This window comes from Paenibacillus sp. FSL H8-0261 (assembly GCF_045040645.1).
GTDB lineage: Bacteria > Bacillota > Bacilli > Paenibacillales > Paenibacillaceae > Paenibacillus_AQ.
The window spans coordinates 2,978,631-3,002,484 of record NZ_CP150297.1 but is presented as its reverse complement, the minus strand read 5'-3'; the positions used below and the strand labels follow the sequence as shown (position 1 = coordinate 3,002,484).

Annotated in this window: 24 protein-coding genes; 6 read left to right on the top strand and 18 right to left on the bottom strand. The window is 42.3% G+C overall.

Annotated features, from left to right (window positions below; all coding sequences use genetic code 11):
- Positions 1 to 4 precede the first annotated feature (4 nt).
- The 4 genes from MHI27_RS13260 to MHI27_RS13245 form a co-directional block, all read right to left on the bottom strand.
- On the bottom strand, positions 5 to 358 hold the full coding sequence (locus tag MHI27_RS13260; RefSeq protein WP_052404266.1) for a DUF1048 domain-containing protein: 354 nt from the start codon (positions 356 to 358) through the stop codon (positions 5 to 7).
- Complete coding sequence (locus tag MHI27_RS13255) at positions 351 to 680, bottom strand: PadR family transcriptional regulator (RefSeq protein WP_042187640.1); 330 nt, start codon at positions 678 to 680, stop codon at positions 351 to 353. Before MHI27_RS13255 ends, MHI27_RS13260 begins: the two co-directional genes overlap by 8 nt.
- 229 nt (positions 681 to 909) lie before the next feature.
- Complete coding sequence (locus tag MHI27_RS13250; protein WP_405176457.1) at positions 910 to 3,147, bottom strand: M56 family metallopeptidase; 2,238 nt, start codon at positions 3,145 to 3,147, stop codon at positions 910 to 912.
- A gap of 5 nt (positions 3,148 to 3,152) precedes the next feature.
- Positions 3,153 to 3,530 carry a BlaI/MecI/CopY family transcriptional regulator gene (locus tag MHI27_RS13245; RefSeq protein ID WP_042187637.1) on the bottom strand — a complete coding sequence of 126 codons (378 nt, stop codon included), beginning with the start codon at positions 3,528 to 3,530 and terminating at the stop codon, positions 3,153 to 3,155.
- Between the two features lie 298 nt (positions 3,531 to 3,828).
- On the opposite strand from MHI27_RS13245, the gene MHI27_RS13240 reads away from it, so the two are divergent.
- Positions 3,829 to 5,319 (top strand): 4-hydroxyphenylacetate 3-hydroxylase family protein, encoded by a 1,491-nt coding sequence (locus MHI27_RS13240; protein WP_405176456.1) that lies wholly within the window; start codon positions 3,829 to 3,831, stop codon positions 5,317 to 5,319.
- Between the two features lie 165 nt (positions 5,320 to 5,484).
- On the opposite strand, the gene MHI27_RS13235 is transcribed toward MHI27_RS13240, so the two are convergent.
- Positions 5,485 to 6,744 (bottom strand): MFS transporter, encoded by a 1,260-nt coding sequence (locus MHI27_RS13235; RefSeq protein ID WP_405176455.1) that lies wholly within the window; start codon positions 6,742 to 6,744, stop codon positions 5,485 to 5,487.
- A 229-nt stretch (positions 6,745 to 6,973) separates the two neighbouring features.
- On the opposite strand from MHI27_RS13235, the gene MHI27_RS13230 reads away from it, so the two are divergent.
- Both MHI27_RS13230 and MHI27_RS13225 read left to right on the top strand, forming a co-directional pair.
- Entirely contained in the window at positions 6,974 to 7,555 is a 582-nt protein-coding gene (locus MHI27_RS13230; RefSeq protein ID WP_339270837.1) for a TetR/AcrR family transcriptional regulator, read from the top strand.
- A 119-nt stretch (positions 7,556 to 7,674) separates the two neighbouring features.
- Positions 7,675 to 8,052, top strand: a complete 378-nt coding sequence (locus MHI27_RS13225) for a PilZ domain-containing protein (protein WP_042187629.1) — start codon at positions 7,675 to 7,677, stop codon at positions 8,050 to 8,052.
- 112 nt (positions 8,053 to 8,164) lie between these two features.
- On the opposite strand, the gene mnhG is transcribed toward MHI27_RS13225, so the two are convergent.
- The 7 genes from mnhG to MHI27_RS13190 form a co-directional block, all read right to left on the bottom strand.
- Positions 8,165 to 8,569, bottom strand: a complete 405-nt coding sequence (gene mnhG / locus MHI27_RS13220; protein ID WP_042187627.1) for a monovalent cation/H(+) antiporter subunit G — start codon at positions 8,567 to 8,569, stop codon at positions 8,165 to 8,167.
- On the bottom strand, positions 8,544 to 8,837 hold the full coding sequence (locus MHI27_RS13215; RefSeq protein ID WP_042187626.1) for a Na(+)/H(+) antiporter subunit F1: 294 nt from the start codon (positions 8,835 to 8,837) through the stop codon (positions 8,544 to 8,546). Before MHI27_RS13215 ends, mnhG begins: the two co-directional genes overlap by 26 nt.
- A complete protein-coding gene (locus MHI27_RS13210; RefSeq protein ID WP_042187625.1) occupies positions 8,837 to 9,310 on the bottom strand; it encodes a Na+/H+ antiporter subunit E in 474 nt (157 codons plus the stop codon). Before MHI27_RS13210 ends, MHI27_RS13215 begins: the two co-directional genes overlap by 1 nt.
- Positions 9,311 to 9,315: 5 nt before the next feature.
- Positions 9,316 to 10,794, bottom strand: a complete 1,479-nt coding sequence (locus MHI27_RS13205; protein ID WP_076282806.1) for a Na+/H+ antiporter subunit D — start codon at positions 10,792 to 10,794, stop codon at positions 9,316 to 9,318.
- A complete protein-coding gene (locus MHI27_RS13200) occupies positions 10,791 to 11,129 on the bottom strand; it encodes a Na(+)/H(+) antiporter subunit C (protein WP_042187622.1) in 339 nt (112 codons plus the stop codon). Before MHI27_RS13200 ends, MHI27_RS13205 begins: the two co-directional genes overlap by 4 nt.
- Positions 11,129 to 13,993: a Na+/H+ antiporter subunit A gene (locus tag MHI27_RS13195; protein WP_339271614.1), complete on the bottom strand. Its 2,865-nt coding sequence runs from the start codon at positions 13,991 to 13,993 to the stop codon at positions 11,129 to 11,131. The genes MHI27_RS13200 and MHI27_RS13195 overlap by 1 nt, the downstream gene beginning before the upstream one ends.
- Before the next feature lie 126 nt (positions 13,994 to 14,119).
- On the bottom strand, positions 14,120 to 14,758 hold the full coding sequence (locus MHI27_RS13190) for a universal stress protein (RefSeq protein WP_231573438.1): 639 nt from the start codon (positions 14,756 to 14,758) through the stop codon (positions 14,120 to 14,122).
- A 343-nt stretch (positions 14,759 to 15,101) separates the two neighbouring features.
- On the opposite strand from MHI27_RS13190, the gene MHI27_RS13185 reads away from it, so the two are divergent.
- Together MHI27_RS13185 and MHI27_RS13180 are read left to right on the top strand one after the other, a co-directional pair.
- A complete protein-coding gene (locus MHI27_RS13185; protein WP_340969103.1) occupies positions 15,102 to 15,434 on the top strand; it encodes a metalloregulator ArsR/SmtB family transcription factor in 333 nt (110 codons plus the stop codon).
- An 18-nt stretch (positions 15,435 to 15,452) separates the two neighbouring features.
- Positions 15,453 to 15,986 (top strand): SRPBCC domain-containing protein, encoded by a 534-nt coding sequence (locus MHI27_RS13180; RefSeq protein ID WP_405176454.1) that lies wholly within the window; start codon positions 15,453 to 15,455, stop codon positions 15,984 to 15,986.
- A 57-nt stretch (positions 15,987 to 16,043) separates the two neighbouring features.
- On the opposite strand, the gene MHI27_RS13175 is transcribed toward MHI27_RS13180, so the two are convergent.
- Genes MHI27_RS13175 through MHI27_RS13155 form a run of 5 tightly spaced genes read right to left on the bottom strand, consistent with a single transcriptional unit; the run spans position 16,044 to position 20,701 of the window.
- The gene (locus tag MHI27_RS13175) at positions 16,044 to 16,787 is read right to left on the bottom strand and encodes an alpha/beta hydrolase (RefSeq protein ID WP_405176453.1); all 744 of its coding nucleotides are present in this window, start codon (positions 16,785 to 16,787) and stop codon (positions 16,044 to 16,046) included.
- A gap of 20 nt (positions 16,788 to 16,807) precedes the next feature.
- Positions 16,808 to 17,608 (bottom strand): alpha/beta hydrolase-fold protein, encoded by an 801-nt coding sequence (locus tag MHI27_RS13170; RefSeq protein WP_339803204.1) that lies wholly within the window; start codon positions 17,606 to 17,608, stop codon positions 16,808 to 16,810.
- Positions 17,609 to 17,627: 19 nt separating this feature from the next.
- Complete coding sequence (locus tag MHI27_RS13165; RefSeq protein WP_076299385.1) at positions 17,628 to 18,665, bottom strand: iron ABC transporter permease; 1,038 nt, start codon at positions 18,663 to 18,665, stop codon at positions 17,628 to 17,630.
- Positions 18,658 to 19,674 (bottom strand): iron ABC transporter permease, encoded by a 1,017-nt coding sequence (locus MHI27_RS13160; RefSeq protein ID WP_341054298.1) that lies wholly within the window; start codon positions 19,672 to 19,674, stop codon positions 18,658 to 18,660. Before MHI27_RS13160 ends, MHI27_RS13165 begins: the two co-directional genes overlap by 8 nt.
- Before the next feature lie 13 nt (positions 19,675 to 19,687).
- A complete protein-coding gene (locus MHI27_RS13155; RefSeq protein WP_405176452.1) occupies positions 19,688 to 20,701 on the bottom strand; it encodes an ABC transporter substrate-binding protein in 1,014 nt (337 codons plus the stop codon).
- Positions 20,702 to 20,911: 210 nt separating this feature from the next.
- Between MHI27_RS13155 and MHI27_RS13150 the strand changes: the two genes are divergently transcribed.
- Positions 20,912 to 21,046 carry a hypothetical protein gene (locus tag MHI27_RS13150; RefSeq protein ID WP_256716290.1) on the top strand — a complete coding sequence of 45 codons (135 nt, stop codon included), beginning with the start codon at positions 20,912 to 20,914 and terminating at the stop codon, positions 21,044 to 21,046.
- 737 nt (positions 21,047 to 21,783) lie between these two features.
- On the opposite strand, the gene MHI27_RS13145 is transcribed toward MHI27_RS13150, so the two are convergent.
- A complete protein-coding gene (locus MHI27_RS13145; RefSeq protein ID WP_405176451.1) occupies positions 21,784 to 23,853 on the bottom strand; it encodes a M56 family metallopeptidase in 2,070 nt (689 codons plus the stop codon).
- Position 23,854 lies beyond the last annotated feature (1 nt).

Genomic DNA, 23,854 nt, shown 5'->3' with positions numbered 1-23,854 from the left:
CCCCCTATCTTCCAAGTTTTTTGTGAATGGACTCGTTCATTTTGGCTCGCATTTTCCCTGTCCAAGTCTGAGCGGAAACGTCCTCGAGCAGCCCGTCACAGAACGCCATTACGTCATTCCCTACGATCTCCAGAACATCTCGACCTTCAGCAGCTCCCATCTCAAACATGTCAAGCATTTCGGGAAACAGGTTGATGACGCTAGAATCGTTAGTTGAGAAATTCAGCATGTAGCGCGATGCGATATTGTAAACTTCTCGGTAATCGTTCGGGAGCGCTTTTGAACGTTTTACGCACTCTTTATAAGCCTTTTTTTGTTCACGTAAATCTTTAAATTTAGCGAGCATGTTCTTATACACGGCTATCCTCCTTCAGTTGGGTAAGTCTTGACGAAACATATCCCCATTTCTCCCAAAACATGGACAGTTCCCGCCATCCCTCTTCATTTAAACTATAAAATTTCCTTGGTGGTCCTATTTCGGACGGTTTTTTCTCGATATCGACGAGTTTATTTTTTTCTAACCGTATCAAGATGGTGTAGACCGTCCCTTCAACAACATCTTCGAAACCGAGCGCATTTAGCGTTTTTACGATTTCATACCCATAGGTTTCTTTCCGGCTGATGATTTCAAGTACACAGCCTTCCAAAACTCCTTTCAGCATTTCTGTTAGGTTATCCATTTAAATCCTCCAATGCTACTCTGTATTGCTTAGTACCACTATATAGTAACACCGAGTAGTGGAATTGTAAATAGGAGGAAAAGCGGATTGCTGAAAATAAATACGACAGCAGTAGGGACTGGATTTGGTATGAGTGGAAAGCATTTGCTTTAAGTCAGTAACAATAAAGAAAGCCCGCGCTGGGCACGGGCTTTCTTTATTGTTACGAGGTTCTTCGACATCGACAAAACTATTTATACGGGTCAGCAATTTCTTCCCATTGACCAGTGAAGACATCCACTTTTATCGTGAACTCCCTGCCGCCTTGCCTAACATTACTGAACAAATAACCATCTCCAATAAAGCCGGAAATCCAATCCTCATCTATTGGCTCGAAGCCTTCTGTATCAAAGATTGGCTGAAGTAACTTATACAGCTCCTTCTTGTATTCCGTACCGTTAGATATGTTCCACAGATCTATCGCTTCTCGATTCACAAGGCTTCTCACTGGACTGCCAGAAGTTGTATCATGAACCGTTCCGGTAAGAGGATTAATTTTATAGCTAAGGCCTTCCCCTACACCATTCGGTGGATCCATAAAATTAATCGTGTATTGATCGCCTTTTTTACCAAAAGTCCAGCCGCTAGCTGGAAGCTTTTTTTCCAGCAAGGACTTAATATCCTGTTCACTGAGTGGAGGAGAAATAAACGAGCCATAGTACATCTGTACACTCTCAATGGTCAATTCCTTGCCGTAAACGACAATAACTTCAAGCGGAAACTCAGAGATGGATGCTGCACCTGCCAAACGAGCTACAATACGGTCCCCATCAAGCTCATACGAAACTACGGCGCCAAATCCAATCTTTTCGCCCCAATCCCCCTCAGTGTAATCATACACTTTAGTCAAATGCTTTCCGTCTAGTTCAGCGGATACGTAAGTGTGGTTATTCCGGTGTGAAATGGAGGATTTCAGCCTCCGATTTAGCGTCTCGACCGGTTCCTCTACCACAAGCTCTTCCAGAGTGACAGGCTGGAGCACATGAATCTCACTCATTGAGAGCCCTGTTCCAGTGCCGGTAGTAATACGAATAAAGATTTCTTTAGTACCATCCCCGTTAAGATCGGCTTCTTCAATGGAAGGTGGCCGCGTTTCATCTTCACCGGCATTCCACAAAAACGTTCTGTTAACCTCACCGCGCACATCTACCGTGACTTCATGCAAAAGTGCATGCTCAGCCGTGGGCTTTGCAGTTACAGTTATTCCGTTCTTCTCCACTAATAGGGTTCCTTTGGGATCGATTGCAGTTGAATCTTTAGTCTGAGAAGCTGACGGGATAACAACACTCTTCTCCGGGGCTGACGTAGAACTCAGCTTTGCCCCAGTCAAGGTACAGCCACTTAAGACCATAATTACTGTTAACCCCAACACCGTATTTTGTGCTGTGATTTTTTTATGCCTGGTGATCATGGTTATCCTTCTTTTCATTTCCTTCTTGTTGCTTGAAATGCCGGCTGCACCAGCCACTCGGATTGGATCGGTCAATGTTTCCAATAGTTTAAGAAGAGTCCGTGCGTAGTCTTTGTGGTGCTCCGATGCAAGATGCTTTAAAGCCAGCGCATCACAGGCGACCTCTTGATCCCTTTTCATTTGGCTAACGGCATACCAAAGCAACGGATTGAACCAATGCAGGGCCAGCAGCAGTCCTGTCAGCAGATTCAGCGAAATATCACGACGTTTCACATGCGCCAGCTCATGCAGAAAAATATGACGCAGTTCGTTTGCCTCCAGCCTGTGTAACATGGATGTCGGCAGCAGCAGCTTGGGGCGCATCATACCAAGCAGTGTTGGCACGGCAATCTGCTTCGTCTCAACCAGCTTCACTGGGCGCCTTACCTTCATCTCTCGTTGACACGTTTCGAACAACCACAGGATATCTGCGGAACGGATCTCCGGTTCCCGTCGAACCCGTGCCGTGAATCGCAGCTGCTCACGAACCGACAGACTTATCATTACCACTGCTCCGCTAAACCATATCAGAACCAGCAAATGCATCGGCGTCCAGCCTGTATTGAATGTCTCATAAGTATCGTAGATTTCCGGAGTCACCAGTGTCATACTATCTGGTCTCTCGGCTTGCTTTGAAGTTCCTGTTCCTGTTATTTCAGCGACCTTGGTCGAGTCCACCTCTTGAATGTTCATCCCGGACACAGGCAAATCACCTACATCCGGCTGCGCAGAAGGAATATTGAAAGTCAGAGCTGATTCTGTCTCCAGCGGAAACAAATTAAAAATGCTGAACGCACTTTCCGGTGTCCAAGGGACGGCTAACCTCACGATCAGCGGTATCCACAGAAGATACGTCCAGGTCGGTTTTAATCTATTCTTGATCAAGAAACGGGTTGCCAGGATCAGCAAAGCCAGCACGCTCGCCATAGCGGATAGTGACAATATCTTAACGAACAGATTGTATGCAGCTTCCAGCAAGCGACTCAGTCCTTTCGCTCATCCAAAATTCTCTTCAATTCTTCAATATCTTCTCGGGACAGCTTCTCATTCTGTAAAAAGTTGACTAACATCGGGCGCAGCGTTCCACCGTAGATCCGCTTCAGAAAAGATTGTGTCTCCGATTGGACGCATTCCTCTTCCCGCACCAGTGGGTAATACGAATACACCCTTCCTGTCTGGTTGTAACCGATAGCCCCTTTCTCCGTCAGACGCTTAATCAGCGTCCGCACCGTTTTTGGGTTCCAGTCCCGGCTGCCCTCCAGAGCTTCAACAATCTCTCCTGCCGTGCGCGGGGCTCCAGTCCACAGCACCTTCATTACTTCCCACTCGGCATCCGAGATTTTTGGAATTTCCGTAGACATAATCCTATCCGCCTTTCTTTCTACTGAATGACTACACTTGTAATCCAATGTAAAAAATATACAAGTAAGTCTCGTTTATGTCAACCTTAAGTAACAATACGAATCACTATTAACAATGAATGCAGATGTGGGGTTAGTGCAGAACACTATATTTGGGGAAATAATTGTGAATATCCTCTTTTTATACTTTAAATTAAGGTTGGCCCCTTCACTGACCCGGAGTATGGACAATGTACAAGAAGAATTATGATTACGTACATTAAAAATATTAATACAACTCTCCAAAGAGGTGGAACATGTGCCTATTAAAAATGGTAATCAATACATCGAACGAATCGACCGGCAAAATATCAATATTTGGTACAAAGGGACGCGTATCGAAGGACCATTATCCAAACATCCTGCATTTCAAGGCCTCATACAAACACAAGCCGAAATGTACAACATGCAGTGTGACGAACGTTATTTAGCGCAGATGACCTACCCTTCGCCTGATACTGGAGAGCTTGTTGGTCTATCTTTTCTCCCACCCAAAAGTGTTGAAGATTTAGAAAGTCGAAGAAAAATGATTGAACTCTGGTCAAACAGACATCACGGTTTTTTAGGACGCTCCCCAGATTATATGAATACGGCAATCATGTCTCTGTTTACTGCTGCCGATATCCTTGAGGACCTTCATCCGAAATATGCCGAGAACCTCAGGAAATACTATGCCTACTGCCGAGATCATGACATTACTTTATCCCATGCATTCATCCAGCCACAAGCAAGTAAAATATCCGGTCAGGTTGATGCCACAGAGGATTCTATCGCTGCTAAAGTCGTAGAAATCAAGGACGAAGGGATGGTTGTGACCGGTGCTTTTATGATGGCAACACAAGGGGCTACATGCGATGAAATGCTAGTATTCCCTACGCCTTCACCATCCCTTGTAGATGATGATAATCCCTTCGCATTTGCCTTTGCAGTACCTAATGATCTGCCTGGGATGACTTTTTTTTGCCGTGAAAGTTACTCAGCCCCATCTACTTACGACCATCCCTTAAGTTCTATATATGAAGAAATGGATACGCTTGTTATATTTGACCGCGTACTCATCCCTCATGATCGAATATTTTATTACGGAGATGAGATCTACTGTGCCCGATTGTTCGGTGAGAGTCACTTTCATACCCATATGGGTCACCAAATCATCACCCGCTATATTGCTAAGACTGAGTTCTTTCTCGGTGTGCTAGAATCTTTGGCAGAAGAACAAAATGCTGAGCTCGAGTCCTTCACCATTCTGCCGATTTCAAGAATACTGACGTTTCTAGAAACATTCAAAGCGTTAAGACTCGCTTCTGAAGTAGGAGCATCCCACGATAAATTTGGATTTCTTGTTCCTGATAAAGGCCCTCTTCTAGCTTCAACCATTCACTTTTCAGAGTTTTATCCCAAGATGGTTGAAATGGTTCAAAATCTCAGTTCAAGCGGGCTTATCATGATCATCTCTGAATCGGACTTCAGTTCAAGTGCCGGTTCATACCTCCATCAGTATTTGAAGGGTAATGTCTCGGATGCTTGGTACCGAAATGCCTTATTCCGGGTCGCATGGGAACTGGGAGCGGGTGCATTCGGTGGCCGCCAAACCCAATTTGAGCGGTTATTTTTTGGGAATTCAGAAACAATGGCCTGGCGTATGTACAATAGCTATGATAATCACGAATACTTCCGTCAAATCATTCACGAATTTATTTCACCAAAAGATCCCCTCCCTAATTCAACAACAGATGTAGTTTCTAATTGAGCTTTTTGTTTATTTTTCATGTTGAATTGAACTTTTCGAATTGCTCTCACAGCCAGGTAACACGAAGCATTATAACCCTGGCTGGAGCGTTAAGACTTAGATATCGCACCTAATTATACGAGATAAGTGTTACAATTTTTTCAACACGAATACTCATCCCTTCAGTTACTCCTTTGTTAATAACCAAAAAAGAAGAGCCAGAGCACTCACAATTGCACCTAACAAACTCACTCCGTTCCAGCCAAAGTAAACATAGATACTGGTAGATGCGATCGATCCAGTGGCGCTGCCAATGGAATAAAAAATCATGTAACCGGCAGTAAGCCTACTGCGTGCCTCAGGTCGCAAAGTAAGGATCATGCTCTGATTGGTGACATGTACAGCTTGTACTGCAAGATCAAGAAGGATAATACCAACGATTAATGCAATAAGCGAATGCTGAACATAACTTATTGGCAACCATGATATGAGCAAAAGAATCAAGGCTACACCTGTGGTCTTCTGCCCTAAACCCCGATCGGCGAGGCGACCTGCTCGCGCTGCTGCTAACGCGCCTGCAACACCTGCGAGACCAAACGCTCCAATCGCAGTATGTGAAAGAGAAAACGGTGGGGCGCTGAGAGGTAATACTAGAGATGTCCATAATATACTGAAAGCGGTAAAAATCATCATGCCTAGTGCAGCACGGATTCTAAGAGTTCGTTCCTGAGCAAACAACGTGAACATTGAACGAATCAGCTGTAGGTAAGATAATGATTCTCTTTTATGCTCATAATGTGGCAACACCCGAAACAATACACATGCCATGATTAGTGTTAATACCGCGGAAACAAGGTAGACAGAACGCCAACCTGCTAAATCCATTAATACGCCAGCGAAAGTTCGCGCCAGTAGAATACCAATTACGATTCCACTTGTCACAACACCAACGACACGCCCACGTTCGGCTGGAGCAGCCAAAGTTGCCGCGAATGCAACGAGCGTCTGTGTCACTACGGCTAGAAACCCAACCGCTGCTATACCTATGAATAACACTTTACTACTGGTGGCAGTACCAACGACAATTAAAGCCAATACGGATAGAAGCATCTGTCCAGCGATCAGCCAACGCCGATTTAATAGATCACCCAGAGGCACTAATAATAACAGTCCAAGTGCATAAAAAATTTGAGTGATTGTAATAACAAGTCCAACGAATGAATGAGAAATACCAAACTCGTTCGAAATAGCGTCCAGTAAAGGCTGCGCATAATATATGTTAGCAACTACTATTCCGCAGGCGATGGAAAATAAAAGTGCCACATTACGAGATATTATTGATACAGGCACTTGTTCCGACGCTCTAAACCCTCCTTGTACTTTTTCAGCTTTTTTGACTGTTTGATCCGCTATAATAGCTTTCGATTCCTCAACAGATTCCCCCAAAAATAACGCCTCCTGATTAACTTTTATCAAATTCATACATTACATACCATTCAGTACGTAAATACGTTTGACAAATATAACTCTAAAAAAAGATAACTGTCAAGAGATTAGCTTATAGAACAACCAAAAATTAGAAGCCGACTATTTATACGTTCATTTCTTATTGACATAATAATATTCAAACCATAAAATAATATCATACCGTTCGATATGAAAAGAGGGAGTTACTATGGCTCGACCACGTGAATTTGATGAGGAAAAAGCATTGGATGCAGCTATGCAAGTATTTTGGGAAAAAGGGTTCGAGGCTACCTCTTTAAGCGACCTGACATCAAGAATGGGTATTCAGCGGCCTAGCATCTACTCTACCTTCGGAGATAAAAAAGGACTATTTGAAGCTGCGTTGCGGAAATATACGAGCTCTCATGCTGCCTATGTTCGTAACAAGCTTCAAAACAATTCTTCTGTTAAAGAGGCATTCCGTGACTTTTTCGAAAATATAGTGGCAAAAGAATATGGACAACATCCGAACTGGGGATGCTTTTGCATTAATTCGATGGTTGAACTTTCACCCCACGATGAGAAATTTGAGCTCCTGACAAGAGAACACCAGATGTATCTCTCGGTAATATTTCAAGAAACGATTGATCGGGGTTTGCGCTCAGGTGAGCTTGATTCAACTATTAACGCAAAAAGTTTAGCGCAGACACTAGTCATATCATTAATTGGACTTACTGTGATCATGAAATCCCGTCCTGAAAGATCATTTGTAGATAATTCTGTAAAAGAAATACTTACATTGTTACGATAGAATCAAAAATTAGGTATGCAGCTTTTGTAACTTCGAAACTTTAATATGTTTAATAACTCTTCACTAATCCTGTTTTCCTGTCGATAATTTATAGTAGATGGAAAAGTATGGAGGAGCATATGAACACTAATCGCAGAACTGAACCTTTTCGATATACCCTTAAAGAACCTGTAACCCTTGATCTTCATATTCTTAGTATTAACGGAATCCAGGTTCCTTCTAAGCCTGTAAGAGCTGTACTGTTTAACATCAGTCGAACAGGCTGCCACTTATCGTTACCCCTCAACATTAATCCAGAAAATAACCTAGTACGGATTGGTATGGAAATGAATCTTACGGATGAATCTATTTACTTAGAAGGAATTCTAAAATGGAATAGAGAACAGCAAGACTGTTTCCATTACGGTATTCAATTAGACATACCTGAAGCTGACATTGAGTGTCTTCCGAGGGTGCTACGCAGGCTCGCTGGAGAAGGTAAAATATTGGTTCGTTGAGATGTTAACAAAAGAATAGTACTCCATTAATAAAAAACAAACCCGCGTGTAGACGCGGGTTTGTTACAGTTTTTGCTGCTGTTATTGAAAATCAAGATAATTCCTAACACTTCTACCTTTGTTCTTGAGGTATATCTCGTTCAGGGGTTACTGGTATAACTTGCTCTTTCTCCAGCACCTCTTTTAAATCATCCTGAATTCTTCGATCCCAATGAGGAACACCGGAGCGATATGCCGCCCTACCTGTTAGGTGGGCGGATAAAGGTGCAGTTATAAATACAAAGACAATTCCTAGTAATAGCTTTGCACTAATATGATTCTGAAAAAATGCAAAATATAGAAATGCCCCAACTAAGACACATAACACACCGAGAGTGGCACTCTTCGCGGCAGCATGTGATCTTAGATAAACATCAGGTAGCCGTATCAAACCAATAGCACTAACGGCGCTAAGCAATGCCCCTGTAAGAATTAACAAGGCAAACAGCAACTCACCTGTAGTCTTGATCATTTCCATTTTCTAGCACCACTCCCTTTTCGATATATCTGGCAAAGGCTGTCGTTCCAATAAAAGAAAGAATTCCAATCAATAAAATAATTTCTATAAAAGCCTGCGTTTGGAGAAAGACAGATAACACGGCCACCATTGCTAGCAGATTAATTCCAATCGTATCTAGTGCAGCGACTCGGTCAGGTAAAGAAGGTCCTTTCACCAAACGCCAAGCACATACGCCTATAGCTAAAGCCATGATCGTAATGGATAGCATAAGAATAAAATGAATCATTAGCGGGTCACCTCCAGTATCGCTCGCTCAAAGGTATCACGGATATTTGCTCTGAACTGTGCAGGGTCATCAACATCCATAGCGTGAATATACAATGTCCGATTATCATCCGACACTTCAAGCACCACCGATCCAGGAGTGAGGCAGAGCATCGTGATTAACGTTGCCACTTCCCAATCTGATTTCAGCTCTGTAGTATATTTGAGGATAGCTGGACGTATATTAAGCTCCGGTCTTAGAACGGCTTTTACCACTACATAGCTAGAAACGACCAGCTCCCGCAGCAGCAACAGGATTAGTTTAATGATCGCCCACACTTTTCCAAGATATAATCTGGGCCAAAAGCGTCGCATTCCGAGCAGAATGAGTATACCGAGCAGGAAACCTATGACGAAACGTGGCCCAGTCCAATCATTGTGCAGAAACATCCACAGGAATGCTATCATGAAATTCAATAATAGTTGAAAAGCCATAGTATCTACTCCTTCATGACAGCGTTAATGTATAATGCTGGATCGGCCAGTACGGCTCCGGCTTGGCTGACATATCCGTTTACCGTCTCAGCACCTACACCCATCAGAATTACAATCGCGAACAGAACAGCTGCCGGTGCCATCATAGCTTTATAATGAAGCGGTTTGACTTGTTCTTCCCTTTTCTCGCCACCCCAGAATACCTGCTGGAATACCTTGATCAAGGAATATAACACTATGAAGCTTGATGCAAGTGCAATTAGTGCCAGAGCCACATGATTCTGTCCAAATCCGCTACGCACCATCATCACTTTTCCAGCGAAACCACTAAGTGGTGGAACACCAACCAACGCCAAAGTCAGTACGAAGAACATCCAGCCGGTCCACGGATAGCGTCGGATTAAACCACCCATTTCTTTTAAGCGGTCTGTGCCCGATGCTGAGATAATCATCCCGCCCAGGAAAAATAATAATGCTTTGGCAACCATGTCATGCATTAAATAAAACACTACACCATTTAACGAATCCTGAGTCGCGACAGAAATCCCAAAAGCAATAAATCCAACACTGATGATGATATTATAATTAAAAATCCGCCCCAGATCGTTGTAAGCCAGTGCACCGATTGCACCAAGGATCATCGTCGCTCCCGCCATCCAGGCAATCAGTGAATGGGTGAGTCCCGGTTCTTGAATAAAAATCAATGTAAAGGTACGTGTAATGGCATACAATCCCACTTTCGTTAACAATGCTCCAAACAGTGCTCTAACAGCCACAGGTGGTGCACTATAAGAATCCGGAAGCCAGAAAAAGAGCAGCAAACCTGCCTTTATCGAAAATACGATCAGCAGCAGAACCGCAATGACGTTCATTACACCGCCTTGTCCCGCCTCTGCTACACGCATAGATAGATGTGCCATATTCAGTGTTCCTGTCGCGGCATATAAATAAGCAAGCGTTGCTACAAACAAGGAAGAGGAAATCACGTTAACTAATACATATTTTAACGTCTCTCTCAGTTGACCTTTGGAGCCACCAAGTACAATTAAAGCGTACGAGGCAACTAACAGGACTTCAAAGCAGACGAACAAGTTAAACAAATCTCCGGTGAGAAAGGAGCCAAATACCCCAGTTAATAGAAAATGGAAAAACGGATAGTAATAAAACCGTTCTCTTTCTTCCCCAATGCTGGCGAAGGAAAAAAATAGACAAGCCGCACCAACAATAGCACCGACTAGCACAAGTAAGGCCGCAAACATATCGGCAACAAACACAATGCCATAAGGTGGAAGCCATCCACCCATATATAGGGTCTGGATGCCCTTTGTACTTACCTGGTACACAATGATTCCAGAAACCAAGATATTTAAAAACACACTGACGGCACTGATAATACGTTGCAGATCCACTCGTTCTTTTAGAAAAATCAGTATAACTGCCGTAAAGGCCGGAATCAGCAGAGGCAGCACTAGCAAGTTGTTCATTGTTGTCTCTCCTCCTTGGTTCCTTCCACATCATCCGTGCCCGTCGAACGGTAAGTCCGGTATGCCAAAACAATGAAGAATGCTGTTACTCCAAAACTAATTACAATAGAGGTCAAAATGAGCGCCTGCGGTAACGGATCTACATACGCCTCCGCTTTTTCACCTAGCAAAGGTGGAGCACCTGTCTTGAGACCCGACATTGTCAGTAGCAGTAAATGAACACCATGGGTAATTAAATTAGTACCCAGCAGGATGCGTAGCAAGCTTTTGGAAAGGACTAGATAAACACCTACGGAAAACAATACGCCGATCGCCAAGGCAACAACAAGCTCCATTAGTTATCCCTCCCGATCGTAAGTATGATATTCATAGTGACACCAATAACAGCTAGATAAACACCAAGATCAAAGAACATTGCAGTGGTTAATTCTGTTTTGCCCATAAGCGGCAATTGGAAATATCCAAACGTTTGGCTCAGGAAGGGTACGTCGAATATAAATGAGCCAACCCCGGTAAGAAAAGCAATCGAAATCCCGATCGCAATTAACTTACGATAATTAATAGGCAGCACCTTCTCAACCATATCCATCCCAAAAGTAATAGCAAGTAGCACCAAACCTGCAGATGCCATCAAAGCCCCAATAAATCCGCCTCCCGGATTATTATGACCGGCAAAAAACAAAAACAACGAAAATATCAGAATGATAACGAATGCTACTTTAGCTACCGCTTGCAGTAACACATCATCACTTCGGGAATAACGAGGCTTATTATAGGGAACAACCCTCTTCAGTTGGTCTGCTGTACCCTCTCCATCCAACTGCAGCTTGATCATGGAATAAATAGCAAGTGAGGCAAGGCCTAGTACTGTTATTTCAAACATGGTATCAAAGCCGCGGAAATCAACGAGCAGAACATTGACAATATTTTTACCGCCACCCAAAGTATAGCTATTCTCCACATAATATTTCGAGATGGATTCGAACGGACTACTGCCTAAAGCAGCAAGTGCAACCAATGTCATCGTTACGCCCATCCCGATGGAAATAATTAGTTTCAGGAAATGCGCACGAGGTTTGAGCTTCTCTTTTTCCAGCCTAGGCAAATGCCGGAAACATAATAGGAACAATGTAACAGATACCACTTCAACAATCATTTGCGTAAGCGCCAGATCAGGAGCTCTGAACAGAACAAAGAGCAAAGTAACCATATAACCAACCATTCCTGTTAACAAAATGGCTGTTATTCTGGAACGCACAAACGGAATAGCTAAAGCACCTAGAAGCAAAACCATTACAGCAATAACCTCAAACAAAGAAAAAGGAGTATACTCAGTCGTACCAAGTGTAATTCCATCTGAATACCAGACGACACCGCAAATCGTTACGATCAAGAAAGAAAAAATATACATTAAATAATGTCTCATGGAACCAGTCATATAAGAACTAGTCACCCATCTAGACAATTTCTCAACCAGCCGGATTACTCCGTCATAGACTTGATTTAAAGTGTAGCCACTGCCCCATTCTTTATCGACCAGACTTAAGCGGCCATAGATTCGGTATACAGTAATACCAAGAATCACAACACCAAGTGTCATCCATACTTCTGGTGTAAAGCCGTGCCAGAAATGGATATTCACGACAAAAGGTTCCCCGGTCTGCAAGATAGGGTGAATAGCATTCATTGCAGGGATAATAAGTGTATTAGATAGTATATTCGGGAAAAAACCGATAAATATAGACAGCACTGCTAGCAGGCACGGGGCAAGCAGAAGTCCAAATGGGGCTTCATGCGGTTTTTTGTCCAGCTTCTCAGGCTGATATTTTCCGAAAAAGGTGTGGAATACCAAAATCATACTGTATGCAAAAGTAAACACGCTGGCAATCCAGGCCAAAACCGGGAAGAGCGTAAACAACGAGGGAATAGAGAATATATCCAAGTTTCGGATATTCAGGACAGCTGTAAAAAACATCTCTTTACTTAAAAATCCTGAAAATGGCGGCAAACCAGCCATGGAGAAACTGCCGATCATCGCTACCGTAAAGGTAACCGGCATAATGGAAATCAGTCCGCCCAGCTTTCGCAGATCGCGGGTACCCGTCTCATGGTCAACTATACCGACCATCATAAACAAAGAGCCTTTAAAGATGGCATGGTTAATAAGGTGAAAGATAGCCGCTGTTGTTGCAGCAGTGTAAAAGACTGAATCTTCCCCTGCATAAAATGCCGCTGCCGATCCCATTCCTAGCAATCCCATAATCAGTCCAAGTTGACTAATCGTTGAATAGGCTAATAGAGCCTTCAGGTCCGTCTGCTTCATCGCCTGGATAGAGCCATAAATCAAGGTGATCAAACCGACGCCTGACACAACCCAAAACCACTCATATTGCCCCGCAAAAATAGGGCTGAAACGGGCGACAAGATACAATCCAGCTTTAACCATCGTTGCCGAGTGAAGATATGCGCTGACGGGTGTCGGTGCCTCCATGGCATCCGGCAGCCAGATATGAAACGGGAACTGAGCTGATTTGGTGAAGGCGCCTAAGAGAATTAGTAGCATCGCCGGAATAAATAAAGCATGCCCGCTAATATCGCCAACCTCACTCCAAATTTCCCTGATACTAAAGGTGCCTGTCATTACATAAAGCATTAAAAAGCCGGCAAACATCGCTAAACCACCAAATACGGTAATCAACATAGATTTGAGAGCACCATACCGCGATTTTTGCCGCCGATGCCAGAAAGCAATCAACAGAAATGACGAGACACTTGTTAATTCCCAAAAACCGTATAGCACCATCAAGTTATCCGAGAGCACAACGCCAAGCATCGCTCCCATAAACAACATTAAATAAATATAAAAAGGGGTCAACGCTTCTTTTCGCTTGTCTAGATAATAAATCGAATAGATAATTACAAGACTACCCATTCCAGTGATTAACAAAGCGAACAGTAAACTTAATCCATCCAGATGGAAAACCAAATCAATGCCTAGGGAAGGAATCCATGAAACGGTTTCATATCCCAAATCCCCTCCCTTAATAACAGGAATCCGGGTTAAAAAATATACAAACAAAGCGAGTGAACCGGGGAAAACAAGCCATCCTCTATGAAGGTTGGATGCTCTCTTGGTCAAAAGTGCGATTACTAAGGCCATTAGAAACGGAACAAGTATGATTACATGCAGCAAAGGCAGTCCTCCTTTTCCACTTGAGCTTATCAAGTTGTGAACTTTAGTACTTACTTTTTTACCAAAAGCCAAAGATCATATGATTGGAAGGGCCCTTAATAATAGGCCCTCATGAAGATAAGGGCACGCCGATTATAAAGAATCGGTCAATGTGCCATCACAAATATGCAAATATCTAGCCTTTCCATCTTCTTGCTCAATTCTGAATAAACCGTTCTCAAATTCTGTGTGTAATTCGTGAAAGAACTTTCCTTTAAGCGAATACTCACCCTTAGGTTCATCACTGAGCTGATACTCATCCCCGATTTTGACCAGGTAGGCGATTACGCCTTCCTCATGGGTTTCTTCCAGCCCGGCGCGCATCCGTTGAACGGCAACTACATGCAGATCCATCATTTTCATTTTACCAATGAGTTCATTGATGAAATTGCGTTTGGTAAGCTCCTGCCATCGAGTCTGAGCAGATTGTCCAATTACGATCTGTGTAACCTCATTCTTTTCAGCTACTTCTACAATAATATCAGTTGTTTTTCGGCCTTCACGTTTCCGAATGATAAATTCTGCGCCAGCTTCATCGGCAAGACGTTTCCAAACCGTCATATACATTTCTTTGCTCTGATTATATTCATCATTGTCCGAACTATCGACATTTAATACAAACAATGGGGCCCCTATTATTTCAGATAGTTGCACACCACGCCGGATTAAACGCTCCCCATGCGGACCATAATGAACACAAACCATAATCTTTTCATTGTGTATGACCTTCACCCTCCTGTAACATGGCCAAGAAATACAAAAGGAGCCTACTGGCGTTAGGCCCCTTGCGTAAATCTAAAACCGATAAGTTATACTTAATTATATCTATTCCTATGTTTTTTGTAAAGTTTAATGGTTATCATGGAACATATTTCTACGTAATGATTGTACTATGCCCTTCTTTTGAAGTTATCATACAATGAAAATTTTAAATATCCCTTTACAGGAATATTCACTTAATGGTATATTGTAAATGCAAACAGGAAATACAAGGAAGTAGGCCTGTTGAGTCGCTCCATCACGGCCCGTCATATGAAATCCGAATCAAATCAATGAATCGAAGTGATGCTTGTTTATGAATACTAACGTAATGAGTGCTTTAGCAGAGCCTAATCGTATGCAGATCGTTGAACTATTACGCGAGAATCCCCTAACCGTTGGAGAGATCGCAGAAAGTCTTCAGCTGCGGCAGCCTCAAGCGTCCAAGCATTTGCGTGTTCTCAGTGAAGCAGGCCTTATTGAAGTTCAAGCTGTTGCTAATCGGCGCATTTGCAAGCTCCGCCCTGACCCCTTTAAGGAATTAGACACTTGGTTAGAATCCTACCGTCATATGTGGGAGGAACGCTACGATCGACTGGATGATTATTTGCAGAAGCTACAAAGCAAGGAATTAGATAATGAAAAGTAAACGAGGAGGATTTATCCAATGACAAATTCTAACCAAACCAACCAACTAGTATCCAAAGTTGAAGGCAGCACTCTAATATTAGAGCGTATTTTTATAGCTCCACGTGAGCTAGTTTTTAAAGCTTTTTCTGAGGCTGAGCATTTGAAGCATTGGTGGGGGCCAAAAGGCTGGACACTTCCCGTATGCCATGTCGATTTCCGTCCAGGAGGTACTTGGCATTATTGCATGAAGTGCGAGGATAAGAGTCAGGGAGATTTCTACGGTATGGAGTCTTGGGGTAAGGCGATTTATGGGGAAATTTCGATTCCAGAGCAAATTATTTACACGGACGGGTTCTCAGATGCCGAAGGTAATATTTCAAAAGATCTGCCCGAGACACTAGTCCAACTAGATTTTATCGAGCTGGATGGTCAAACGAAGCTGGTTAACACCGGTAAATACGCTTCTCCAGAAGCGTTACAACAAGTGATTGATATGGGGATGCTACCGGGTATTTCACAAACCTTTGATAATTTGGACGTACATCTTGAGAATATACAGAAGCATAGCTAAGAGAAGATAAGATAAAAAGGACGATGCAAGGATACTCTCTCCTGCTCGTCCTTTTATTCATTTTGCGGGAAATAAGAACCTGATGCTACTCGGAAAATATTGCAGAAAAAACGTGTCATTATGCGTGCCTAATGGATCTGTCTCAAACATCACCCGCTGATCAGCTCCATCTATCTTCTCTTTTAAAATATCAAAAGCACGTTTACTATTAGGCACCATGTCCTTCTGTGCATTAGTCTTCTGGATACCTTCCTGTTCACCTACATACATATAGACTTTGCATTCCCTATCTAACTTTGAAGTCTCCATATAATGTATAAAATCTTTGAACCACACAGACGCGGATATGAATATAAAATTTTCAAAAACAGACTCCGTCTTGTACATCGCGTACAGACTTATTAACCCACCTAGTGATACACCGCCTAATGCCAATTTGCCCGGCTCATGAGAGATCCGAAAGGAACGAATTATATGCGGGACCAGTTCCTTATATACGTAATCCAAATAGTCATCCCCCTTGCCCCCAAAGGACCAATCCTTAAAAAGAGCAGGCATTTCCCAAGGTGTATATTCATCATTGCGTCGCTGAGAATCAATCCCGATAAAAATAACCGGTTCTGTAATCCCCTCCTCCACATCCCTTTCTATATCAGCAATCGACTCTTTGAACAAGAAATCGCCATCCTGTAAGAAAACCGCCGGGAAGCTTCGCTCAGTAAACAAATGATATGCTTTAGGGAGATACACGATAATTTGTCGCCCCATATGTTCAAAAGTAGTAAGTTCTCCTAACATCATCCTGCATCATAGCCCCTTCCTTAACAATTCAACATACGGAACGCTCTGCTCATGATGGTCGGTACTACTGACGCGTGGTTTTCATCTGGCGCTATGTAATGTTCAACCTGCAAGTCAGGCAAAGAATACTCACACAATTTCGAAAATAATCCTTTAGCATCATCGACCATAAATGCCTCTTCACTGCCCACTGTGATCAATAGCTTTCGTTTCTCGGATCTTATCGTTTGCCCCTTCTTATAAAACGCCTCCGCATACGCCAAGATTTCATGATCATTCCACCAAATCGAGGGGCTAGAGGCCAAATAATACTGGAATAGCTCGGCACGAGTAAACAGCGTCCAGAGAACAAACAATCCGCTTAATGAGTGACCAAACAAAACTTGCTTATGCTGATCGATATTATATTTTTCAGAGATCAGGGGCATTAATTCCAATTCTAAAAAAGATAGTAACTTTTCAGCACCACCATGTGGTCCTATGTCAGCATTTTTCAATCGATCTGGATATACATACTGCTTCGCAGGAGGCGTGAAATCATAAAATCTTCTTTTGGAGACCTCATCATCTGAACCATAATGCCCAATGCCAATCACGATGGCTGGTGCAATCAAAGTTTTCGGCGCATTTCTTGACTGCAATTTCACAACATCCCGGCCCAATTGAAAATATGAATTACCATCGAGCATATAATAGACGGGAAATCCATGCTCAGGGGCCTCTTCTCTCGGAATTGAGACCTTTATATCATACGTGTAGCCCATATACTGAGATTCTAGCTTCCATGATTCTGTGCGTTCGAGTTCAACTTGTGTTGACATATGTGCTGCTCACTCTCCCCTATACTCTTGACTTGGCTAATAAATATAAGAAATAGGGAATGCCAATAATCGAAACAACTATTCCCACAGGTAACTCTGCTGGCTGAAATAATGTTTTGGCAAAATAATCCGAGATCACCAGCAAAAACATCCCAACCACTGCACTGGATAACATAATATAGCGGTGATTAATCCCTACTAATCTTCTGGCGATGTGAGGAGCCATCAATCCTATAAAACCTATAGAACCGGATACAGATACACAGACACTTACAATCCCCACACTGCATAACAGAAAGATCAGCTTTTCTTTTTCTACGGAGATCCCCAAGCTTTTTGTGCTGGAATCCTCCAATTGAAAATAATTGAGCAAATAGCTTTTTCGATACATCACAAATCCTAAAATCAGCACCCAAGGTGTGATCATTATGATATAAGTCCAATTCGCGCTGTAAATACTTCCGACACTCCACACCGCAGCCATTTCATAATCACTTGCATTCATTTTTAGAGATAGATACAACGACAACGCGCCAAAACCACTGCTTATCGCGATCCCTGTCAATATCAAACGTTGCATATCAAGTGCACCATTCCGCCAAGAGAAAATAAAGATAACCACAACTGCGGCAAGCCCCCCCACAAAACCAAAGAGAGGCATGGCTAGTATCGAAAACCAGCTTTCTTTAAAAAAAGTAACCCCTGACATCTGAAAGAAAAACATAAATGCAACAATGGCAGCTCCGGCACCTGCATTAATCCCAAGGATGCCTGGATCAGCCAGCCCGTTTCGGGTAATGCCTTGAATGACCGTTCCAGCCATCCCCAGACCTATGCCTACTAACGACGCAATAATGATCCGTGGTAGTCGAAATTGAAAAATAACCAGGTCAAATTTAGGATTGGGATCTATTCGCAGCAGCGTTTTTATCACATCCATGACAGACATATCAAAAGCGCCATTCGTAAGATGAAAATACCCCGCCACAAGTGTTAGCAGGATAAAAGCTAGTAGCGTCAATATATAGCGACTAAACTGTATTTTGCCTCTATCCACGTTGCTCTCCCCCCTTAACCCGAATTAAATAAAGGAAGAACGGGATTCCAATAAAGGCTGTCACAACGCCAATTGGCGTCTCAAACGGAAAGTTAATATACCGGCTTAAGACATCACAAAATGCTAAAAAAACAGCCCCAATGACTGCTGAGCAAGGAATGATGAAACGATAGTCGATACCAACGATAAAACGTGTAATATGAGGAATGATTAGACCTACAAAGGCAATCTTACCTACTAAGGCCACTGCTGTCCCGGTCAGACATACAACAGATAAAATACTGATGATTTTCACCCATTTTGTCCGTTGACCCAAGCTAATTGCCGTTTCATCCCCTAGGGAGGCAACCATTACAGATTTAGAAATACTAACTGCCAAGAGTAGACCAACGATTATAAAAGGAATGGACAATATTAGCATATCTGGATTTACAGTATGTATTTTCGAGCTATACCAAACGCTAACATTTTGTGAGACTTGAAAAAACATCGCTACTGCTGAGGCAATACTACTTAAAAATGTACCAATTACAGTACCAATAATGGCTAGTCTGACTGGAGATAAGCCGTTTTTGACCAATGAGCCAAATCCGAAAACCAAACCCGCTCCGATAGCAGAACCCACCATGGATAAAAGAATCATATGAACATTCGATAATCCAGGATAAAACACCATAGCCAACGTAATAACAAATGCCGATCCGTCATTTACTCCCATAATCGATGGTGATGCAAGATAATTCCGTGTAACGCCTTGCATTAACGCCCCTGAAACAGCCAGTGCCGCTCCAACTAATAAAGCGGCGATTACACGCGGTAATCTAGATGTCATAATAATGTTGTGGTCCACATTATTTGCATCGAAGTGTGTAATCGCCTGCCAGATTGTTACTATTCCAATATCCTTAACACCATATAAGACGGATACAACCATTGCTAATACGATGAATAATGGAGAAGTTGATAGGATCAATATAACTTTCCAATTTTTTGTATTCATCTTATTCATCGCACCTTCGGTTTTACTTCAAGAGATTTTCAATTGCAGCATCCAGGAATCTTACTTTAGACCAAGCTGTACCACCTTGCGCCAACGGATCAATTGCATTTACAAAGACATGATTGTTTTTGACTGCATTTACGCTTTTGAAAATAGGATTCTTGAGCAAATCATCAAGTGCTGTTGCATTATCAGTATTCTCGCTAGTCTCAAACTGCAAGAAAATATAGTCCGGATTAATTTCCGCTAAAGCTTCTAGTGAAAGCTCAGCTTGAGCTTTAGTAGTTGTTATTACTTCGGGAATGGTAGCACCTAAATCTTCGTAAATAACCGGATTCAGGTAAACACCCGCTGGATACACACACATACTACCCTCACGAATACGAATAACTAGAATTGATTTATCTTTCAACTTTTCTCCAACGTCAGCCTTTGCACTAGCAGCTTTTGATTCATAATCGCTAATAATCTTTTCTGCTTCTGAGGTCTTTCCGGATAATTGACCTAGTAAAAGCAGATTATCTTTCCAATTCGTTGAGATATGTGAATAAGGAATCATCGTTTGAATTTTATTAAGCGCGCCGGCCACATCTTCCCCAAACTTGGAAGACCCTAAGATAACATCTGGATCCAGTTGCAGAATCGCTTCATTACTTGGAGCAAATTTATCCCCCACTAAGGATGCACCCGCTAGGTCAGTTGACAGATAACCTGGAATGGCATTTGCTATAGCAAGTACGCCTACAGGCTTCACTCCTAGGATTGCAGCATCTTCCATAGATTCAAGACTTGCAGCTACGATATTGTGAATCTCTGCAGGTACTACATAATCCTTGCCTAGATATGTAATGGTTTGTTCAGTGGCAACTGCCTCCTGAGTCGCATTTCCTTTGTTATTTGCATTTCCCTCAGCTGCTACTGCTGCATTATTTGCACTTTTTGAAGCTGCGTTATCCTTTTCATTGTTACCGCAAGCCGCCAAACTCAAAGCTAAAACCGCTGATACCCCTGCTAATAAAACTTTTTTCTGATTCATTTTCTATCTCCCCATCTCTATTTTTTTTATCATTCCTTATAGCAAAGTAATGATAATGAGAATCGTTATCATATTAAATCATATGAGAATAATTATCAATAGATTTCTTTAAATATATGAAATTTTGTAAATTGTCAGATCATTATAAAGGGAGAAATTTCCGCAGATGACGTAATTGTTAAAAAAGGAAATGGAGCTGGCTGTGCATCCGTGTCACATGTACTGCATCTAATGCAGGTTGGTCTTCAAGAGGCGTACGCTCTGGCAGAGCTTGTCGAGCTAGATGCACTCTCTGTCGTAGTTCGGAATAAGTTTCGTAAACAGTTGGGTCTGCCAGTGGCCTAGACTCTACCGTCCTATTAAGAACACCGAAGGCGATTATGCTTGCTATAATAGAATTTTTAAAGTTTCTAGATTGCGGAGAAATGTGAAATGAACTCAAGGGATGGGCCTATATTCAACTGTTGGCCATGGGGAGCCCTGTTTTTAATTAAGCACACGCCTCTTTAGGATGACGGACCGAGCGGACCTTAAATCCTTAGAATACATGTTTTAGTCGAGCTTACGGACAACTGTATGCGAAAAACCGAATACAATGTGCCGACGCTAACGTAATAAGCCAAATGTATGCGAAAAACCGAATACAATGTGCCGAAGCTAACGTAAATAAGCCAACTGTATGCGAAAAATCGAATACAATGTGCCGAAGGTAACGTAAATAAGCCAACTGTATGCGAAAAACCGAATACAATGTGCCGGCAGTAACGTAATAAGCCAAATGTATGCGAAAAACCGAATACAATGTGCCGACGCTAACGTAATAAGCCAAATGTATGCGAAAAACCGAATACAATGTGCCGACGGTAACGTAATAAGCCAAATGTATGTGAAAAACCGAATACATTGTGCAGAAGCTAACGTAAATAAGCCAAATGTATGTGAAAAACCGAATACATTGTGCCGAAGGTAACCTAAACGAGCCAGCGCCGATACACATGCTGAAGAACATGCAGAAGAACCCGCACCAAGTGCGGGTTCTTCTGCGCTTAAATATAAATTCAACTTTTTCATCAGCATATAAATTACGGCATATATTTCTCAGCAATGCTGGTGACATATCCGTCTTTTTTAGTAATCACACACGGGGGCACAAAATCAGTATATTGCTTGAAATATTCAATAAACTCCTGCTTGCTTACTTCTTTTAGAGCACCCGCATTAGCATCAACTATAGAATATCTCGTATCCTCTGTAACCTCTAATGGATCGGTATACGTATATTTGTTGAGGATATAAAATCCATTGGGCATATCCTCATCTGGATTAATATTCAACCCTTTAAAGCGAGCGGAATCCTCCATTGTTAGCCATTCAATGTTATCAAAATCAAAGGAATGATTCTCCAGGCTAAGATTAAAAACGTAGCCCATTAATATACTCTCGGGCGTGTTCGCAAAATCATCAGCTGTAGCCTCATTGTCCACCACAAGCTGATCCAGCTTAACATGCTGACCCATTCCAATATCATTGCTTATATAATTCATGGCGACCTGCAAAGGATAAAGTAGTGCTGGCTCCTCACCCTGATCAGCTAATGTCTGCAGACGGGCATAATATTCAGCTATCGTAACATCGGTTTGAGGTGTATTGTAATATTCATTTCCATTCGAATCCTTCCAGCGTTCTACGCTCCAAATTCCTGAATCTCCTTGAATAACAGGTTGGGATAACAACAGTTGGCTTGTTTCGCCTGTAGTTAAGAGGAATTTCACTAGAATATGATTCCCACTATAAGTTTCATGCGGAAGCTGATGGTTTGCTTCAAGAAACACACGCACTGCCATTTCCTGACCGGCTGGTGTGGATATGTCATTCTCTCCACTCCTGATTACGCCCAAATATTGTGGTGTTGAATTCATAATAGAAAAAATAAGTATCGGTTTCCCCATGCTTCCTTCTTCGGTGATAAATCCATCAACCACATTTTCCGTCATCGTCAGCTTAGCTGGATCATCCGGTTTCAAGCGATATTCTAAACTCCAAATTTCCAAGGGTGTTGCAAACAGATCGTCGAATGACGCTATTTTTTCAAGCTTAGTAATTTTACTGTCAACCATCTTAACATTTGTACTATTCTCATAGCTCGTAATGTTCTGCTCCATAAATTGCTCGGCATAATCCTTTACGGTTAATGGATCATTTTTCGGATTACTTATGAGTCCGACACACAGCGCAGCCACAACTATGATTGCGACTAAAACAACCCAAAAGGCTGGTTTTTTGTAATTTAAAATATTTTTTATCCGCCCTTTCGTGTTGCTCTCTCCAAAGGCAAGCGGTGAACCGCCCATAAATCGTCTTCCAGTAGATAAGGATAAGAGTGAGGTCGAATATTCCTTTTTGATTCCGCTGCCCATCTGTCTTATGACGCTTTCGTCACAGGATTTCTCCATATCATCACTCATCAGATAAAAAGCAAGCCAAACCACTGGATTAAACCAATGTATACACAGAACAGCGAACGCCAGAGGTTTTATGATGTGGTCGCATCTGTGTATGTGCACTTGCTCGTGTTTGATGATATAAGCTTTTTCATGATCGGAAAGACCGTTTGGAAGGTATATTCTAGGCTTAAGGAAGCCGAATACAAAAGGTGTGGAGATGCCGTTATGTTCATATACATTTTCGAAAAGAGGGGTTGCGGCTCTTAAGTTTCGTGAAAGTCGAACAGTGGCAACAATGCTGTAGATGAGCAGCAGCCCAATCCCGATCAACCATATATATTGGCCTATGTTAATCCACGCGTCTGAAGGATTTGAAGGGATTATACCACTTGGTGCAGCAGGTGTAGAGGGGATAGGTACGGGTGATATATTATTTACTGCTTGCTCGGATGTGATGATTACATTTTGGATTTGAGGCGTTTGTGTGTATAGCTTATTTAGAGGTGAGTTCTGTACTTCAGATGGGATAAAACTAAATATACTCTCAATCGAGAACGGACACAGGAGTCGGATCAAAACCACAGACCATAAGGCATAGGAGAATATTTTGGGAACTTTTCTTAAGAACAGCCGTGCCACGATGATAAACACAATCACATAACTTCCCGTAATGTTCATGTTTAAAAGTTGTCCAAACAGCTGATCCACC

Bases quoted from the DNA above. Each gene is read 5' to 3' on its own strand.
- MHI27_RS13155 (WP_405176452.1), bottom strand. From the start codon at position 20,701: ATGAATCAGAAAAAAGTTTTATTAGCAGGGGTATCAGCGGTTTTAGCT.
- MHI27_RS13245 (WP_042187637.1), bottom strand. From the start codon at position 3,530: ATGTCTACGGAAATTCCAAAAATCTCGGATGCCGAGTGGGAAGTAATG.
- mnhG (WP_042187627.1), bottom strand. From the start codon at position 8,569: ATGGAAATGATCAAGACTACAGGTGAGTTGCTGTTTGCCTTGTTAATT.
- MHI27_RS13175 (WP_405176453.1), bottom strand. From the start codon at position 16,787: ATGATGTTAGGAGAACTTACTACTTTTGAACATATGGGGCGACAAATT.
- MHI27_RS13225 (WP_042187629.1), top strand. From the start codon at position 7,675: ATGAACACTAATCGCAGAACTGAACCTTTTCGATATACCCTTAAAGAA.
- MHI27_RS13180 (WP_405176454.1), top strand. From the start codon at position 15,453: ATGACAAATTCTAACCAAACCAACCAACTAGTATCCAAAGTTGAAGGC.
- MHI27_RS13185 (WP_340969103.1), top strand. From the start codon at position 15,102: ATGAATACTAACGTAATGAGTGCTTTAGCAGAGCCTAATCGTATGCAG.
- MHI27_RS13160 (WP_341054298.1), bottom strand. From the start codon at position 19,674: ATGAATAAGATGAATACAAAAAATTGGAAAGTTATATTGATCCTATCA.
- MHI27_RS13200 (WP_042187622.1), bottom strand. From the start codon at position 11,129: ATGGAGCTTGTTGTTGCCTTGGCGATCGGCGTATTGTTTTCCGTAGGT.
- MHI27_RS13210 (WP_042187625.1), bottom strand. From the start codon at position 9,310: ATGGCTTTTCAACTATTATTGAATTTCATGATAGCATTCCTGTGGATG.
- MHI27_RS13205 (WP_076282806.1), bottom strand. From the start codon at position 10,794: ATGAACAACTTGCTAGTGCTGCCTCTGCTGATTCCGGCCTTTACGGCA.
- MHI27_RS13215 (WP_042187626.1), bottom strand. From the start codon at position 8,837: ATGATTCATTTTATTCTTATGCTATCCATTACGATCATGGCTTTAGCT.
- MHI27_RS13230 (WP_339270837.1), top strand. From the start codon at position 6,974: ATGGCTCGACCACGTGAATTTGATGAGGAAAAAGCATTGGATGCAGCT.
- MHI27_RS13170 (WP_339803204.1), bottom strand. From the start codon at position 17,608: ATGTCAACACAAGTTGAACTCGAACGCACAGAATCATGGAAGCTAGAA.
- MHI27_RS13255 (WP_042187640.1), bottom strand. From the start codon at position 680: ATGGATAACCTAACAGAAATGCTGAAAGGAGTTTTGGAAGGCTGTGTA.